The sequence below is a fragment of the Actinomadura sp. KC06 genome, assembly GCF_004348735.1.
GTDB lineage: Bacteria > Actinomycetota > Actinomycetes > Streptosporangiales > Streptosporangiaceae > Spirillospora.
The window spans coordinates 1-15,704 of sequence record NZ_SMKT01000181.1 but is presented as its reverse complement, the minus strand read 5'-3'; the positions used below and the strand labels follow the sequence as shown (position 1 = coordinate 15,704).

Sequence of the window (15,704 nt, the reverse complement as noted above, 5' to 3'; positions counted from 1 at the left end):
GGTGTGGGTTGATCAAGTGGGGCTGGCGGGTGGTTTGGGGCAGGGTCTAGGCTGCCTTGCCAGTCGGACTGCCCGGGTCGTCCGGCGATGCGTGCCTGTCGTCCGAGACTTCGGTCCTGTCCCGTCTGGGAAAGGGGCCCGATGGAGAGGAGACCCTCCGCATGATCTTCTTGGGGCTGATCGTGATCCTCGCCGCCGTCGCGGTGGCCGTCGCGGTCGTGCTGGACAACTCGGGCGACGCCCAGATGAACCTGTTCGGGGACGAGATACCGGGGATCACCGATCAGTGGCACGTGTTCATGGCCGGCGCCGTGGTGGCGATCGTGTTCATGGCGGGCGTGGTGATCGTGGCGCTGGGCCTCAAGCGCGCGATCGGCATGCGGCGGGAGCTGCGGGACCTGCGGGACGAGCACGAGGAGTCCCTGCAGACTCTGGAGATGGAGCGGCGGAAGCTGCAGCAGGCGCTGGCCCAGGCGCGGCGCGGGATGGACGATCCGGTTCCGGCGCAGCGGGTCGCGCCGAACTGACCGCGAGCCGGTCGGGCCGAAGTCATGAGGTCGCGTACTGGGTCGCGTAGGCCTCCGTCGGGGCTATGGGTGTGATGACGTCGATCAGGATGCCGTTGGGATCGGCGACGATGAAGTGGCGCTGCCCGAAATCCTCGTTGCGTAGCTGAAGTTCGGGGTGCAGGCCGCCTTGGAGGACGAGCCGTTCCCATTCGGCGTCCACGTCCTCGACCTCGAAGTTCAAGAGGAGCCCCTTGACGGGGGTGCGGTAAGCGTCCGGCAGCGTCGGGTGGGTGTGATCGAGCAGGGCGAGTTCGTAGGGGGACGTCCCAGGACGGCGCAGGCTCACGTACCAGTCGGCCTCGAACGTCGTCTCGAAGCCCAGCAGCTCGGTGTAGAAGCGGTGTGATTCCTGGAGCCGGGAGGTGCAGATCACCGGGTAGAAGCTGGTCAGTCGCATGGAAACTCCTTTCGCATACCGTCGGTATGTCAAACAGGCTAACCTGACATACCGCTGGTATGTCAAGGAGGAAGCGTGAACGTCAGAGCCCGGCAGCGGGAGCGGACGCGTGAAGCGCTGCTGCGCGAGAGCAGGCGGCTGTTCGCCACGCGGGGGTACGGCAAGGTGAGCCTCTCGGAGATCGTCGGCGCGGCCGGGGTCACCAAGGGTGCGCTGTACCACTTGTTCCACAGCAAGGCCGAACTGTTCCGGGCCGTCCTGGAGCAGGTGCAGCAGGAGGTGTCCCGGACGGTGGCGGAGACCGCCGACGCCGAGGAGGACGCATGGGCGCGGTTCACGGCCGGCTGCCGGGCGTTCCTCACCGCCAGCACGGCTCCGGACGTCCAACTGATCATGCTCGTCGACGGTCCGGCGGTGCTGGGCTGGAACGAGTGGCGGGCGATGGACGAATCCGGCTCGGCCAGCCACCTCGCCGACGTGATCGATGAACTGATCACGGGTGGGGTGATCGCGCCGCAGCCGGTCGCTCCGTTGACCCATCTGCTGTCCGGCGCGATGAACGAGGCGGCGCTTTGGCTGGCCTCGTCCGGTGATCCCGAGGGCGGGCTGGCCGACGTCTGGCCGCCCCTGGCAACGATGCTCGACGCCCTCCGCGTCGACTGATACGTCCGATCAAAGTCTTTCGTAGCCGCCGAGGCCGACAGCGCTTCTCGGACGCGCTTGCGCGGGTACGCGTCGCGCCGCCGCCGGTCGGAGGACGATGCGGGAGCCGGACTCCAGCATCGTCCTCCGATGGGGGAGCCGGGCTCCAGCGCCGGGATCAGCGCGCGTGCCGTGAGGAACGTGCCTCGCAGGTTGACCGACCGTCGGGCTTCGGCGGTCCTGGAGGGGCCAGTTGGACGTGAGCGCGGCGACTGCACCGCACGGCGCGCTCGGCGGTCGCGTTCGGCGGCTCGATCAGCCTCATCGGACGCGGCACCGTCGTCGTGTTCGGGGCCTGGGTTGCTGGTGCCGCGCTAGTTCGGGCTGCCGCTGCTCGCCGGCGGCGCCTTCGCCGCGTTCGCCTTGTGTTCGGCCGACCTGCTCCTGCTGGTCGTCTGACCGCCGGGGCGTTGCTCGGCCTATCGCTGCGGCGCGAGGTGTCGTCCCGGCTTGTCGTTGGCGTGGGGAATTGCTCGGCTGACTCGGTGGCCGCTGGTGGCGCGGCGGTGTTGCTCGGCAAGCGGTGGCGTGTGCGCGTGCTTGAGTTCTTGGGACGGAGCAAGTGTTGCTGTTCGGGGGTGCGACGCAGTTAGGCGGTGGGTGAGGGTTTGGGGGCCTCGGACAGGAGGGTGTCCAGGAGGGTTAGGGCGCCTTGTTTGTCCAAGGGGTCGTTGCCGTTGCCGCACTTCGGGGACTGGATGCAGGACGGGCAGCCGGTGTCGCATTCGCAGGACGCGATCGCGTCGCGTGTTGCGCGGAGCCAGGCGGGGGCGTCGGCGTAGCCGCGTTCGGCGAAGCCCGCGCCGCCCTCGTGGCCGTCGTACACGAAGACGGTGAGGAGGCCCGTGTCCGGGTGGACGGCCGTGGAGACGCCTCCGATGTCCCAGCGGTCGCAGGTGGCGAACAGGGGGAGCAGGCCGATGGCGGCGTGTTCGGCGGCATGGGCGGCGCCGGTGAGGTCGAGGTCGGTGTCGTCCAGGCGGGAGATCTGCGCGTCGGAGAGCGTCCACCAGACGGCGCGGGTGCGGAGGGTGCGGGGTGGGAGGTCGAGGGGTTTCTCGCCGAGCATCTCGCCCGTTTGCAGGCGGCGCATCTGGTAGGCGACGACCTGGCGGGTCACTTCCACTGTGCCGAAGCAGAGGGTGGCGTCGCCCCAGGAGAGGGAGCGGAGCCGTTCGACGATGGTGATGTCGGTGACGTCGCGGGCGGTGGTCGAGTAGTCGGGGTCGGCTGATTCGACGAGCGCGACAGAGTCGTCCAGGTCGAGGGTCTGGACGATGAACGAGTCGCCCTGGTGGATGTAGACGGCGCCGTCGTGGACGGTGGTGTGCGAGGACGCTTCGTCGACGGTGCCGAGCAGCCGTCCGGTGCCCGATTCGACGACCTGGATGGGGTCGCCGCCCGCGCCCCGGATGTCGGCCAGTCCGGCGGCCTTGTCGCGGCGCGTCCAGTACCAGCCGGCGGGGCGGCGGCGGAGGAAGCCGCGGCGGACGAGGTCGGGCAGCAGATCGGTGGCGGACGGCCCGAAGAGGGGAAGGTCGTCCTCCGTGAGGGGCATCTCGGATGCCGCCGCACAAAGGTGAGGTTCAAGGACGTACGGGTTGTCGGGGTCGAGCACGGTGGCCTCGACCGGCGTCCCGAAGATCGCCTCCGGGTGGTGGACGAGGAAGGTGTCGAGCGGATCGTCCCGGGCCACCAGGACGGAGAGGGACGCTTGCCCGGAACGTCCGGCGCGTCCGGCCTGCTGCCAGAGGGACGCGCGCGTGCCGGGCCAGCCGCAGACGAGGACGGCGTCGAGTCCGGAGACGTCCACGCCGAGTTCTAGCGCGTTCGTGCTCGCCAAGCCGATGAGCGAGCGGGAGCGCAATGCGGCTTCCAAAGCGCGTCGTTCCTCGGGGAGGTAACCGGCGCGGTAGGCGGCGACTTGTTCGGCCAAGGCGGGAGAGACTTCGTGCAGAGCGCGCTTGGCGCTGAGTGCCACCGACTCTGCGCCGCGCCTGGAACGGACGAACGCGAGCGTCTGAACGCCTTCTACGACGAGGTCGGCCAGGAGATCGCCTGCCTCAGCGGTGGCGGTGCGGCGGACGGGTGCGCCTTGCTCTCCGCGCAGTTCCGTCAGGGGCGGCTCCCAGAGCGCGAACGTCGCGGGGCCGCGCGGTGAGGCGTCGTTGTCGACGGCGACGACGTCCAGGCCGGTGAGGCGGGACGCGGTCGTCGCGGGCTCGGACGTGGTGGCGGACGCGAGGATGAACGTCGGGTCGGCGTGGTAGCGGGCGCACAGCCGGCGCAACCGGCGCAGGACGTGCGCGACGTGCGATCCGAAGACCCCTCGGTATCCGTGGGCCTCGTCGACGACGACGTACCGGAGCCGGCGCAGGAACGATGACCAGCGGGAATGGCTCGGCAGGATCGACCGATGCAACATATCCGGATTTGTCAGGACGTAATTCGCGTGCTGCCGGATCCAGGTGCGTTCGTCCTGTGGCGTGTCGCCGTCGTACGTCGCCGCCCGCACCCGCGTGAGGCGCAGCCCGCGGAGCGCCCGGAGCTGGTCGGCGGCCAGCGCCTTCGTCGGCGACAGGTAGAGAATCGTCCCCTCGTGCCGGGGATTCTCCTCTCCGGAATAGATGGCCTCGACGGAAGGCAGCAGGTAGGCCAGCGATTTCCCGGACGCGGTCCCTGTGGCGATGATCACAGAACGTCCCGCGCGGGCGTGTTCGGCCGCGGCGGCCTGGTGTTCCCAGGGGGCCTCGATGCCGGCCGCGCCCAGCCGTTCGACCAGCAGCGGCGGTGACCAGTCCGGCCATGCGGCGCGGCGGCCCTGACGTGCGGGAACGTTCTCCACATGGGTGATGCGTTCGCGTCGCGTGGGGTCGGCGAGAAGCCGGTCGAGCGGGGGTGAGGATCTTTGGACGCCCATCAGGTTTTCAGTTTGCCAGCCGGGGCAAAACAACGGGAACGCCCCGGCGCCGGTGGGGCCCGTTCCCCCTGCCCTGGCCATGAGATCAGCAGGTCAAACGGGACGGCGCGAACTTTCGTCCGTGTGGGCGATTACGTGCGTGCACGACGCCGGAGCGTGGTTGAATCACGGCGAAGTCTCGACGGACGGCCGCCTCCCGGGGGCTGGGAAAATCGAGATCGGATAGTGCTGCACGGCGCGCTGGAGGATCTGTGGACCTGAAGGTGAACGACTACACCACCGACGATGGCCTCACCGTCATCAACGTGGAGGGCGAGATCGACGTCTACACGGCGCCGAAGCTTCGCGAGAAGCTCATCGACCTGGTCAACAAGGGGAAGTTCCACCTGCTCGTGGACATGGAGAAGGTGGAGTTCCTCGACTCCACCGGGCTCGGCGTCCTCGTCGGCGGGCTCAAGCGGGTGCGCGCCCACGACGGGTCGCTGGAGCTGGTGTGCACCCAGGAGCGCATCCTCAAGATCTTCCGGATCACGGGGCTGACCAAGGTGTTCGGCATCCACGACTCGATCGCCGATGCCGAGGAGAAGCGCAAGGGCGCCAAGTAGGCGGCCTGTAGCTGAGATGGCGACCGTTGAACTGTCCTTCAGTGCGCTGCCCGTCCACGTCCGTACCGCCCGGCTGATCGTGACGGCCGTGGCCCGCCGCAGCGGCGTCGCTGAACCGCTGCTGGACGAGGTCAGGCTCGCGGTCGGCGAGGCGTGCTCGCGGGCCGTGGAGGCGCACCGCCGGCACTGCCCGGACGAGCCCGTCCGCCTCGAGTTGAGCGGCGCCGACCGCCGCTTCGAGGTGACCGTCAGCGACACCGTCCCCGGTGACGACGCGGCGGGCGGCCTCCCGACGCCCCCGGACGCCGCGGACTTCGAGTACGGCCTGGGCGAGGGCACCGCCGAGCTGGGACTGGCCGTCATCGCCGGCCTCGCAGACGACGTGGAGATCGCCGCGACACCCAAGGGGGTCCAGATACGAATGAGCTGGCCGGCCGAAGCCGAGGCGACCATCTGACGCGCCCGCAAACGACCGAAGGCCCCGCCTCCCGGCGGGGCCTTCGCCGTCTCACGGGCGGGTCCGGGGCGGTGGCTGGTGAGGCCTGTGGGGTCTGAGTTGTGAGATTCTCGGCTAGTTGATCAAGCTTTGTCTGATTTGGGTCTGGACATATTCCGTGTTAATGCCTAGCTTGAATAGGGCATCGGCGGGTTCGCCGATGCGTCCGCAGTGGTGCGCGCGTGTCGATGTAGCCGCGGGGTAATAGCGGGCTAACCCCTGCTGACCTGCGGAGATGCCGTGTGCGGCGGCTTATACGGCAAATTCCGGCGTATCGTCTGTTGCAATTCGGCGACATCCTCTTGAAGGGCCGTGCGGCCTTAACATTCGACTGCCGCCTGCGTAGACTCCCGGGACCCGCGCTGCCGTGCGAGGCGTTCGAAATCATGACTCGCGGGGTAACGCGGTAAAGATCGTCTTTGACCGGACGGTCGAGATCGCAACACCCCTGTCGAGGAGGACGGATGTCTGCTGGGCTTTCCCTGTCAAGCCCGGCCAGCGCAGAAGTGGATCTCGGCGGCGGCGACCTCTCACTGGTCGTCGTCGTCGCTGTGATCGCACTGTTGGCACTGGCCGTCGCCGCAGGTCTCGTGCGCGATGTCCTGGCCGCGGGCCAGGGCACCGACAAGATGCAGGAGATCGCGCGAGCCGTTCAGGTGGGTGCGAGCGCCTATCTGAAACGCCAGTTCCGAACGGTCGCGGTATTCGTCGTCCTGATCCCGCTCGTCCTGCTCCTGCTCCCCGCCGACTCGAACGGCGAGCGGATCGGACGCTCGGTCTTCTTCGTCATCGGCGCGCTGTTCTCCGCGGTCACCGGCTTCACCGGCATGTGGCTGGCCGTCCGCGGCAACGTTCGCGTGGCCGCCGCCGCCCGGGAGAAGGACGGCGAGAAGACCGCGATGCGGATCGCGTTCCGCACCGGCGGCGTCGCCGGCATGTTCACCGTCGGCCTCGGGCTCTTCGGCGCGGCCGTCGTCGTCCTCGCCTACCAGGGCGAGGCGCCGAAGGTCCTGGAGGGCTTCGGCTTCGGCGCCGCGCTGCTCGCCATGTTCATGCGAGTCGGCGGCGGCATCTTCACCAAGGCCGCCGACGTCGGCGCCGACCTGGTCGGCAAGGTCGAGCAGGGCATCCCGGAGGACGACCCGCGCAACGCGGCGACCATCGCCGACAACGTGGGCGACAACGTCGGCGACTGCGCCGGAATGGCCGCCGACCTGTTCGAGTCGTACGCCGTGATGCTGGTCGCGGCGCTGATCCTCGGCACCGCGGCGTTCGGCACCGAGGGCCTGGTGTTCCCGCTGATCGTCCCGATGATCGGCGTCATCACCGCGGTGATCGGGATCTTCGCCGTGGCGCCCCGCGACGGCGACCGTTCCGGCATGACCGCGATCAACCGGGGCTTCTTCATCTCGGCGGCGATCTCGGCGGTCCTCGTCGCGATCGCCGCGTTCGCGTACCTGCCGTCGTCGTTCGCCGACCTGACCGGCGTCACCGACCCTGAGATCAGGGGCCTGGACGCCGATCCGCGCATCGTGGCGCTCGGCGCCGTGATCATCGGCATCGTGCTGGCCAGCGCGATCCAGCTGCTCACCGGGTACTTCACCGAGACGAACCGCAAGCCCGTCCAGGAGGTCACCAACAGCGCCCGGACGGGCCCGGCGACCGTCATCCTGTCGGGCATCTCGCTCGGCCTGGAGTCGGCCGTCTACACCGCGCTCGTGATCGGCGGCGCCGTCTACGGGGCGTTCCTGCTCGGCTTCGGCAACACCACCGTCGCGCTGTTCGCGGTGGCGATGGCCGGGACCGGGCTGCTGACCACGGTCGGCGTGATCGTGTCGATGGACACCTTCGGTCCCGTCTCCGACAACGCCCAGGGCATCGCCGAGATGTCCGGGGACGTCCAGGGCGAGGCCGCGTCCATCCTGGAGCGGCTGGACGCCGTCGGCAACACCACCAAGGCGATCACCAAGGGCATCGCGATCGCCACGGCGGTCCTCGCGGCGACCGCGCTGTTCGGCTCGTTCCGGACGACGGTGATCTCCGCGCTGAACGACGCGTCCGCCGACGCCAAGGACGCGCTCGGCGACTTCAGCGCGTTCAGCCTGTCGATCGACAACCCGAACGTGCTGATCGGGCTGATCATCGGTGCCGCGGTCGTGTTCATGTTCTCCGGTCTGGCGATCTCGGCGGTGGGCCGCGCGGCCGGACGCGTCGTGGTCGAGGTGCGCGAGCAGTTCCGCACCAAGCCCGGGATCATGGACTACACCGAGAAGCCCGACTACGACCGGGTCGTGGACATCTGCACCAGGGACGCGCAGCGCGAGCTCGCCACCCCCGGGCTGCTGGCCATCATGACCCCGATCGCGGTCGGCTTCGCGCTCGGCTACGCGCCGCTCGGCGCGTACCTGGGCGGTGCGATCGCGGCCGGCGTCCTGATGGCGGTGTTCCTCGCCAACTCCGGCGGCGCCTGGGACAACGCCAAGAAGCTCGTCGAGGAGGGCCACCTCGGCGGCAAGGGCAGCCCCGCGCACGAGGCCACCATCATCGGCGACACGGTCGGCGACCCGTTCAAGGACACCGCGGGCCCCGCCATCAACCCGCTGATCAAGGTGATGAACCTGGTCGCGCTGCTGATCGCGCCCGCGGTCGTGACGTACGCGGGCAACACCGTCCTGCGCGTCGCCGTGACCGCGCTCTCCGTGGCCGTCGTGGTCGCCGCGATCGTGATCTCCAAGCGGCGCGCCGACCCGATCGCCGAGCCCGCCATCGCGGGCGGCGCCCCTGCGCCGTCCGCCACGGAGAGCGGTGAGGCCGAGGGCGGCGCCATCGAGGAGGGCGCTCCAGAGGAGGCGGCGGTCGGCGCCGACTCCAACAGCGCTCCGGCCGAGTCGGGCAGCGAGGAATCGTCCGCCAACAAGGCCTGACCCCGTCCAGCCAAAGGGGGCCGGTGGCGACACGCCACCGGCCCCCTGTTTTTTTTGCGTTTCTCTCCTCCTTCGGGCCCTGGGGGCCCTCCATCGTCGAGAAACGCTGTGCGATCGCTGCATCGCTCCGGCTCGCCTAGCGGCTCGCTGCGCGATCAGATTTCTTGCTTCGCTCGAAACCTGCCTTCGGACGCGATCGCGACGGTTTGGGTTGTTGCGTGGTTGCGGTTGTGGTTGCTGTCGTCGCGAACGGGATGCCGCTCAACGCCCGGTGCGCTGTCATGGCTGCGCGGACCCGGCCATACGCTGTACCTGAAGCGGCGTCCGGCGACCGGACGCGGAAGCAGGGAAAACGGGAGGCGCTGTGGCGAGCGGCGGCAAGTCGACGATGTCGGGGCCGAAGGGCTTCGCGATCATGCTCGGCGCGATGCTCGCCATCCTCCTCGCCATCTGGGGCTTGGCCGCCCTGGTCGCCCCCTGACCCGCCCCGGCCACCAGAGCGACCACGCGACAACCTCAACGCCTGCGATCGCGTCCGAAGGCAGGTTCGAGCGAAGCAAGAACCTGATCGCGCAGCGAGCCGCCAGGCGAGCCGGAGCGATGCAGCGATCGCACAGCGTTTCTCGACGATGGAGGGCCCCCAAGGCCCGAAGGAGGAGAGAAATACAATCAAATAATGCCGACGCTCATCGTGCTCCGTCATGCCAAGGCCGTCGCGGGGTTGGGGATTCCCGACATCGACCGCACCCTCAACGACCGGGGGCGGCGCGACGCCGCGGCGACGGGGGAGTGGTTGCGGGCGAACGAGCTGGTCCCCGATCTGGTGCTGTGCTCGACGGCCGCGCGGACGCGGGAGACGCTCGCGCTGCTGGACGTCGACGCCGAGGTGAGCTTCGAGTCCGGCATCTATGACAACGACCCGGACGCGCTTCTCGATCTCGTCAGCCGGTCGTCGGACGACGCCGGACAGGTCCTGCTGGTCGGGCACAACCCGTCCGTGCACCAGCTCGTCCACGATCTGGCCGGTGAGGCGCCGGACGCCTTCCCGACCTGCGCGCTCGCCGTGATCGATCTGCCGGACGCGTGGACGAACGTCCGGCCAGGCCTGGGAACGCTCCGCACCGTCCACACCCCAAAGGGCTGACGCTCACCGCGCACGCCGTCAGGTGCGCGGAACCCCCGACGTCCGGTGTGTTAGGGGCGGGGTTGGGCGGCGGTTAGGGAGGATTCGATGAGCTTTCCGGTGTCGCGGCGTAGGGCTCTGATCGTGTAGCGGGTTCCGGAGACCTGGAAGAGGGCGTGCTGGACGGGGGTGAAGTCGTCCCCGGTGGCGCCCGACTTGATCTCGGCGCGGCGGCGGCGGGTGAGTGCGGACAGGTGGGAGTCGAGGTCGGCGAGTTCCTCGCTGAGCTCCTCGGCGGGCATGGCGGCCTTCGGGTCGAGGTCCTCCGGGTCCTCCAGGCGCTCCGCGGCCTCTTCGAGCTCGTCCGCGAGCCGGTCGAGGATCTCGGGGGTCGGGCCCGTGTCCACGGCCTCCTCGCGGGACAGCCGCGCGACGGCGATGAGGTGGTCGCGGGTGCGATGCGCGGCGTCCACGGCGGCGCCGAGTTCGGCGATCAGCTCGGTGTCGGGGAGCCGTTCGTGGCCGAGCCGGGTCCGGGTCTGGTCGACGGCCTCCACGGCCCGTCCCGCCGCGGCGATCGTCTCGTCCGGCAGCTTGACGAGCTCCCCGGCGAGGACGTCCGCCGTCGTCCGGACGAGCCGGGCGAGCGCGCCGAGCTGCCGCCCGAGCTGGACGGGCAGCCGTTCGAGGTGCCCGGCGGGCCACAGCAGCCGGACGGCCAGGTACGTCATGAGGGTCCCGGCGAAGGTCAGCACGATCCGCTCGCCGGCGGTGAGCCAACCGGCGGGTGTGGAGAAGTCCAGGAGCATCATCGCCAGCGGCGTCCCGAACAGCGCCCAGTACGTGTAGTTCACGGCGCGCATCGCGAACCCGGCCAGCGCGAAACAGAAGATGATCACCGCGACGGCGGGCTCGTCGGGCGCGATCGTCAGGATCACGGCCGCGACGACGGACCCGGCCGCGGTGCCGCCGACGCGCTGGACGACGTGCTCGACCGTCTCGCCGTAGGTGGCGCGCAGGCTCAGCATCGCGGTGATCGTCAGCCAGTGCCCGTGCGAGAGGCCCAGCGCGGCGGTCAGCGCCATCGACGCGACCGCCGTCACGAAGACGCGCGCCACCTGCCGGAACATCGGCGAGCGGGTACGGACGGCGCGGCGCACACGGGCCCACACCGGCAGCGGGTCGAGCGTCTCCGGCATCCTCGGCGCGCCGAACCCGAACCGCAGCCCGCCCGCGACGATGCGGCGCGTGGACGCGACCTCGCCCGCGATGCGCTCGATCGACCGGCGCACCTGCCCGATCAGCGAGACCGCGACGAGGTCCTCGTCCCCGGCGAGCCCGGCACGCCTGATGTGCTCCGCGGCCCGTCCCATCCGCCGGACGGCCGCGGACTCCTCCCCGCCGAGCGGCGCCTCGCCCGCGCTCGCGACCGCGCCGGACAGCAGCCGCAGCCGCGCCGCGAGCGCCGAGATCGCGGTCTGCGTCTCCAGTTCCCATTCGCGGTCCGGCGGGTAGTTCTTCGCGGCCTCCAGGACGGCCTGGAGCGTCACCGTCTCGTGCAGGACGCGTCCGAGCGCGTCGATCAGCCGTTCCGGCCGGGTGGGGTCGCTGTTCCCGCGTCCGGACCGGTACAGGCCGTAGGTGGTGCGCGCGGCGGAGAGGGCCTCGGACGCCGCCCGCCGCTTGACCTCCCAGTCCGGGATGCGGGTGACGGCGAGCAGGTCGGGGTTCGTGAGGTCGACCTCGTCCAGGAGGCTGGTGTCCGGGGTTCCGACGTCCTGCGCGACCGCGTCCAGCGCCTCCGTCACCGCGTCGGCCGCCTCGCTCAGCGCCGCCCGCAGCGGACGCAGCCGCCGCGCGGGCCAGGGCGCCAGCAGCAGACCGGCGGTGAGCAGCCCGCCGATCAGCTCCAGGATCCCGATCGCGACGACGTCGGCGGACGGCGGCCGCACCGCGCTGAGCAGCACCGCCAGCCCCGCCGTCGGCCCGATCCGCGGGACGGCGACGCCGAGCGCGATCAGCGGCGGCACGACGATCACGGACGGCCACGTGTGCCCGGCCAGCAACCCGCCCACCGTCGACCCGACCGTCACGACCAGGACCCCGACCGCGAGGTCCCGCGCCCGCGCCCCGTACGGGCCCTCCGGCGTGCGGAGCGCGACCAGGTACGCGCCCAGCGCGATCATCGCCCCCTGCGCGCCGTGCCCGGTCAGCGACCCGACGAACAGCGGCACGGCCATGGCGAGCGCCGCGGCGAGCCCGTACATGGGCGCCGCCGACCCGCCCACCTGGGCATAGGCCCCCCGCAGCCGCTCCAGCATGATCGGTCTCTACCCAGCGGAGCGACCCCACGGAACCACCGGGGCGGGTCAGCCGCCCTGGGCGTCGAGAGCGTCGGCGGCTTCCACTTCCTCGTGGGAGATGCCGAGGAGGAAGAGGATCGTGTCGAGGTACGGGACGTTGACGGCGGTGTCGGCGGCCTCGCGGACGACGGGTTTGGCGTTGTAGGCGATGCCGAGCCCGGCGGCCTGGAGCATGTCGAGATCGTTGGCGCCGTCGCCGATGGCGACGGTCTGGCTGATGGGGACGCCGGCTTCGCGGGCGAAGTTTTCGAGGGCGGCGGCCTTCCCGGCGCGGTCGATCACCGGGCCGTCGATCCGGCCGGTGATCTTGCCCTTGACGATCTCCAGGGTGTTGGCGGCGGAGTAGTCGATGCCGAGGTCGTCCACGAGCTTGTCGGTGACCTGGGTGAAGCCGCCGCTGACGACGGCGAACTTGTAGTCGAGGCGCTTCAGCGTGCGGACCATCGTCCGGGCGCCGGCGGCGAGCTGGAGCTTGTCGCGGACGTCCTCCAGGGCGGAGGCGTCCAGCCCGGCGAGCAGCGCGACCCGTTCGCGGAGCGAGCCCTCGAAGTCGAGCTCGCCGCGCATGGCCGCCTCGGTGACCTTGGCGACCTCGTCCAGGCAGCCCGCGTGCTCGGCGAGCAGCTCGATGACCTCGCCCTGGATGAGGGTGGAGTCGACGTCCATGACGATGAGGCGCTTGGCGCGGCGGTGCAGGCCGCTCTGCTGGACGGCGACGTCCACCTGCTGCTGCGCGGCCTCGGCGGCGAGCCCGGCGCGGAGCGAGTCGGGGTCGGCCCCGGACACGTCCATCTCGATGCAGGTCACGGGCGTGTGCGCGAGCCGCTCGATGCGGTCGATGTTGGCGCCGTGCGCGGAGATCCGGCCCGAGATCCCGGCCATCGCGGCGGGCTTCAGCGGGGCGCCGAGGACGGTGACGTGCAGCCGCCCGCTGCGCTTCGGCGTCCGCTTGTTGCGGCCGGTGGAGAGCTCGATCTCCATGTCGAGGTCGTTCGCGACGCGTTCGGCGGCGTTCCACACGCGGCCGATGTCGGCGCCTTCGGAGTAGGCGAGCAGGACGCCGAGGACGAGCCTGCCCCTGATCACGACCTGCTCCACGTCGGCGACGGTGAGCGGGAACTCGGTGAGTGTGGTGAAGAGGCGCGACGTCACGCCGGGGCGGTCGCGTCCGGTGAGCGTGATGAGCAGCGAGCGCTGCGCTGACCCGTCCATAACTGTTCACAAGGTACCGGCCGAGAAATGCGCCCCGTGCGTCCGGCCCCACCCGTAGCGCTCAGGGCAATATCAGGTTCGTGTCGCCGAACTCGTGCCAGAGGTAGCGCTCGGCCAGGGCGGCCTCGTAGGTGGCGGTGAGCAGCTCGCTTCCGGCGATGGCGGTGAGCATCATCAGGTGGGACGACTTGGGTTCGTGCAGGCCGGTGATGAGGCCGTCCACGGCCTGGACGCCGCGTTCGGGCGTCACGATGTGCTCCGTCCATCCCTCGGACGGCTGGACGCGTCCTGAGGCGTCCACAGACGTCTCCAGCGCGCGGACGGCGGTCGTCCCTACGGCGATCACCCGTCCGCCACGCGAGCGGACGTGCTCGACCAGCGCGGCCGTCGGTTCGGGGACCTCGTACCGCTCGGCGTACGGCGGCTCGTGCGCCTCGGGGGACGCGACCCCGGTGTGCAGGGTGATCGGTGCGATCAACACGCCACGCGAGACCAGCCGCGTCACCAGCTCAGGCGTGAACGGACGGCCCGCGCTAGGCATTTCCGCACTGCCCGTTGACCGGTCGTTGGCGAAGACCGTCTGATACGAGGCGGTCGGCCAGTCGCGGCGGACGTACCCGTACCGGATCGGCACGCCGTGTCGCCGCAGGTAGGGGACGACGTCAGTGCTCAATCGCGCTTGCCAGAGCCGGTCTGTGTGCCGTCCGACAAGCGTGAGGGTGGCCCCGCCGGGCAGCGGGATCCATTCGCCGGGGCAGCCGCCCGTGTAGGGGTGGCTGGACTTCCCGGTGAGGCGGCGGAGCTCGGTTATCCACAACCGCTCGTCCGCGCCCGGGACCGGCGTCGAGAAGTGGACACTGATCCTGTCGAGCCGGACGGCGGCGGGCAGCGTGGCCGACGTGTTGACGACCAGCAGATCCCCGGGGGTGAGCAGTGCGGGCAGATCGCGGAACTCGTGATGGGAGACCTCGCCGGTGGCGCGGCGCGAGACGAGGAGCCGGACGCCGTCGCGGGCCCGGCCGCGGGCTTCCGGTGGCTCGTGGGCCTCCAAGGCACTGGGAAGGGTGAATTCGACGGTCATTTCTTGACCTCCAGCCGGAGAGCGGCGATCACGCCGAACGCGGCGATCGCGGCGAACAGCGCTCCGGCGACGGCGAGGCCCGTGTCGAGCCTGTCCGCGCCGAAGCCGGCGACCAGCGCGCCCGCGACCCCGACCACGAGGGACGAGCCGAGGGTGTCGCTGATCTGCAGCGAGGACGAGTTGACGCCCTGCTCGTCCTCGGGTGACAGGTCGAGGAGCAGGACGGAGAGGCTGCCGATGGCGAAGCCCATCCCGGCACCGCCGATGATCCACGCGGGCACGGCCAGCCAGCCGTTGACCTGCAGGGCGACGGCCGCGGCGACGATCCCGGCGGCGACGAGCACGGCGCCGAGCAGCGCGTAGAACTCGCGGGGCCGATTCGACCTGCCCTGGATCTGGGACGCCGCCGACCAGCCGAGCGCCCCGACCGTCAGGACGATCCCGGCCTGCGTCGCGCTGAAGTCGTGCAGCCGGGTCAGCGCCAGCGGGATGAAGACGTCGGTGCCGAAGAACGCGCCGGACAGCAGGCCCCGGACGAGGATGACGCTCGGCAGCCCGCGGCGGAGCCGGAGCGTCCCGGCGGGCAGCAGTTTCGGCAGCCCGAACGCGAGCGCCGCGAGCCCGGCGACGGCGGCGAGCGTCATCGTCCAGCCCGGCCGGTCAAGGCCCCACAGAAGGCCGCCTGCCCCCGCCGCCACGACGACGGCGGCCAGATAGCGACCCTTGCCGGCCGCTGGCGCGGCCTCCACGGACTTGATCCCGCGCAGCGCCGGCACCAGCAGCAACGTCGGAGGGATCACCAGCGGGACGAGCCCGAGGAACACCCACCGCCAGTCGACGTGCTCGGCGACGAGCCCGCCGATCGCCGGACCGATCAGCGACGGGAGCACCCATGCCGCCGACAGCGCCGCGAACACCCGGGAGCGCAGCTCCTCCGGATAGACCCGGGCGATCACGACGTACATCGCGACCAGCGAGACGCCCGTCCCGAGCCCCTGCACGGCACGCCCGGCGACGAACACCCACATGGACGGCGCCGCACCCGCGATCACCAGCCCGGCGACGAACGTCCCAAGCCCGATCATGAACGGCCGGACGGGCCCGGACCGGTCGACCCACCCACCCGCCAGCACCGTAGACAGGAGGCTCATGATCAGCGTGGCGCTGAACCCCCACGCGTACAGCGCCAGACCGTCCAGGTCCCCCGCCACCACCGGCATCACGGTGCCAACGGCCATACTCTCGAACGCCAGCAACGTGACGACCGTGACAATCCCGAACGTCGTCCCCCGAAACCCAGCCCCAAGCACAC

At 70.6% G+C, this 15,704-nt stretch carries 12 protein-coding genes; 6 read left to right on the top strand and 6 right to left on the bottom strand.

Going from position 1 to position 15,704, the window contains the following annotated elements; genetic code table 11:
- Positions 1-161 precede the first annotated feature (161 nt).
- A complete protein-coding gene (locus tag E1287_RS36230; protein WP_131969800.1) occupies positions 162-527 on the top strand; it encodes a hypothetical protein in 366 nt (121 codons plus the stop codon).
- Between the two features lie 22 nt (positions 528-549).
- On the opposite strand, the gene E1287_RS36225 is transcribed toward E1287_RS36230, so the two are convergent.
- Positions 550-966 carry a VOC family protein gene (locus E1287_RS36225; RefSeq protein WP_131969799.1) on the bottom strand — a complete coding sequence of 139 codons (417 nt, stop codon included), beginning with the start codon at positions 964-966 and terminating at the stop codon, positions 550-552.
- A gap of 75 nt (positions 967-1,041) precedes the next feature.
- Between E1287_RS36225 and E1287_RS36220 the strand changes: the two genes are divergently transcribed.
- Complete coding sequence (locus tag E1287_RS36220) at positions 1,042-1,629, top strand: TetR/AcrR family transcriptional regulator (protein ID WP_207934667.1); 588 nt, start codon at positions 1,042-1,044, stop codon at positions 1,627-1,629.
- A gap of 628 nt (positions 1,630-2,257) precedes the next feature.
- Here the strand turns inward: E1287_RS36220 and E1287_RS36215 are convergent.
- Positions 2,258-4,588 (bottom strand): DEAD/DEAH box helicase, encoded by a 2,331-nt coding sequence (locus E1287_RS36215; RefSeq protein ID WP_131969797.1) that lies wholly within the window; start codon positions 4,586-4,588, stop codon positions 2,258-2,260.
- A gap of 251 nt (positions 4,589-4,839) precedes the next feature.
- Between E1287_RS36215 and E1287_RS36210 the strand changes: the two genes are divergently transcribed.
- The 4 genes from E1287_RS36210 to E1287_RS36195 all read left to right on the top strand — a co-directional run bounded on the left by E1287_RS36210 (position 4,840) and on the right by E1287_RS36195 (position 9,757).
- Positions 4,840-5,193 (top strand): STAS domain-containing protein, encoded by a 354-nt coding sequence (locus E1287_RS36210; protein WP_026402937.1) that lies wholly within the window; start codon positions 4,840-4,842, stop codon positions 5,191-5,193.
- A gap of 16 nt (positions 5,194-5,209) precedes the next feature.
- On the top strand, positions 5,210-5,650 hold the full coding sequence (locus tag E1287_RS36205) for an ATP-binding protein (RefSeq protein WP_131969796.1): 441 nt from the start codon (positions 5,210-5,212) through the stop codon (positions 5,648-5,650).
- Positions 5,651-6,153: 503 nt separating this feature from the next.
- Positions 6,154-8,613 carry a sodium-translocating pyrophosphatase gene (locus E1287_RS36200; RefSeq protein ID WP_131969795.1) on the top strand — a complete coding sequence of 820 codons (2,460 nt, stop codon included), beginning with the start codon at positions 6,154-6,156 and terminating at the stop codon, positions 8,611-8,613.
- A 676-nt stretch (positions 8,614-9,289) separates the two neighbouring features.
- Positions 9,290-9,757 carry a histidine phosphatase family protein gene (locus E1287_RS36195; protein ID WP_131969794.1) on the top strand — a complete coding sequence of 156 codons (468 nt, stop codon included), beginning with the start codon at positions 9,290-9,292 and terminating at the stop codon, positions 9,755-9,757.
- Between the two features lie 50 nt (positions 9,758-9,807).
- On the opposite strand, the gene E1287_RS36190 is transcribed toward E1287_RS36195, so the two are convergent.
- From E1287_RS36190 to E1287_RS36175, 4 genes are all read right to left on the bottom strand, one after another.
- On the bottom strand, positions 9,808-12,057 hold the full coding sequence (locus E1287_RS36190) for an FUSC family protein (protein WP_131969793.1): 2,250 nt from the start codon (positions 12,055-12,057) through the stop codon (positions 9,808-9,810).
- Between the two features lie 48 nt (positions 12,058-12,105).
- Positions 12,106-13,311 (bottom strand): phosphoserine phosphatase SerB, encoded by a 1,206-nt coding sequence (gene serB, locus E1287_RS36185; protein ID WP_131969792.1) that lies wholly within the window; start codon positions 13,309-13,311, stop codon positions 12,106-12,108.
- Positions 13,312-13,372: 61 nt separating this feature from the next.
- Positions 13,373-14,392: an S-adenosylmethionine:tRNA ribosyltransferase-isomerase gene (locus E1287_RS36180; RefSeq protein ID WP_131969791.1), complete on the bottom strand. Its 1,020-nt coding sequence runs from the start codon at positions 14,390-14,392 to the stop codon at positions 13,373-13,375.
- On the bottom strand, positions 14,389-15,702 hold the full coding sequence (locus tag E1287_RS36175) for an MFS transporter (protein ID WP_131969790.1): 1,314 nt from the start codon (positions 15,700-15,702) through the stop codon (positions 14,389-14,391). The genes E1287_RS36180 and E1287_RS36175 overlap by 4 nt, the downstream gene beginning before the upstream one ends.
- Positions 15,703-15,704: the final 2 nt, after the last annotated feature.

Excerpts from the sequence above, each read along its gene's own strand:
- E1287_RS36230 (WP_131969800.1), top strand. The coding sequence starts at position 162 with ATGATCTTCTTGGGGCTGATCGTGATCCTCGCCGCCGTCGCGGTGGCC.
- E1287_RS36225 (WP_131969799.1), bottom strand. The coding sequence starts at position 966 with ATGCGACTGACCAGCTTCTACCCGGTGATCTGCACCTCCCGGCTCCAG.
- E1287_RS36215 (WP_131969797.1), bottom strand. The coding sequence starts at position 4,588 with ATGGGCGTCCAAAGATCCTCACCCCCGCTCGACCGGCTTCTCGCCGAC.
- E1287_RS36205 (WP_131969796.1), top strand. The coding sequence starts at position 5,210 with ATGGCGACCGTTGAACTGTCCTTCAGTGCGCTGCCCGTCCACGTCCGT.
- E1287_RS36200 (WP_131969795.1), top strand. The coding sequence starts at position 6,154 with ATGTCTGCTGGGCTTTCCCTGTCAAGCCCGGCCAGCGCAGAAGTGGAT.
- E1287_RS36195 (WP_131969794.1), top strand. The coding sequence starts at position 9,290 with ATGCCGACGCTCATCGTGCTCCGTCATGCCAAGGCCGTCGCGGGGTTG.
- E1287_RS36190 (WP_131969793.1), bottom strand. The coding sequence starts at position 12,057 with ATGCTGGAGCGGCTGCGGGGGGCCTATGCCCAGGTGGGCGGGTCGGCG.
- serB (WP_131969792.1), bottom strand. The coding sequence starts at position 13,311 with ATGGACGGGTCAGCGCAGCGCTCGCTGCTCATCACGCTCACCGGACGC.
- E1287_RS36180 (WP_131969791.1), bottom strand. The coding sequence starts at position 14,392 with ATGACCGTCGAATTCACCCTTCCCAGTGCCTTGGAGGCCCACGAGCCA.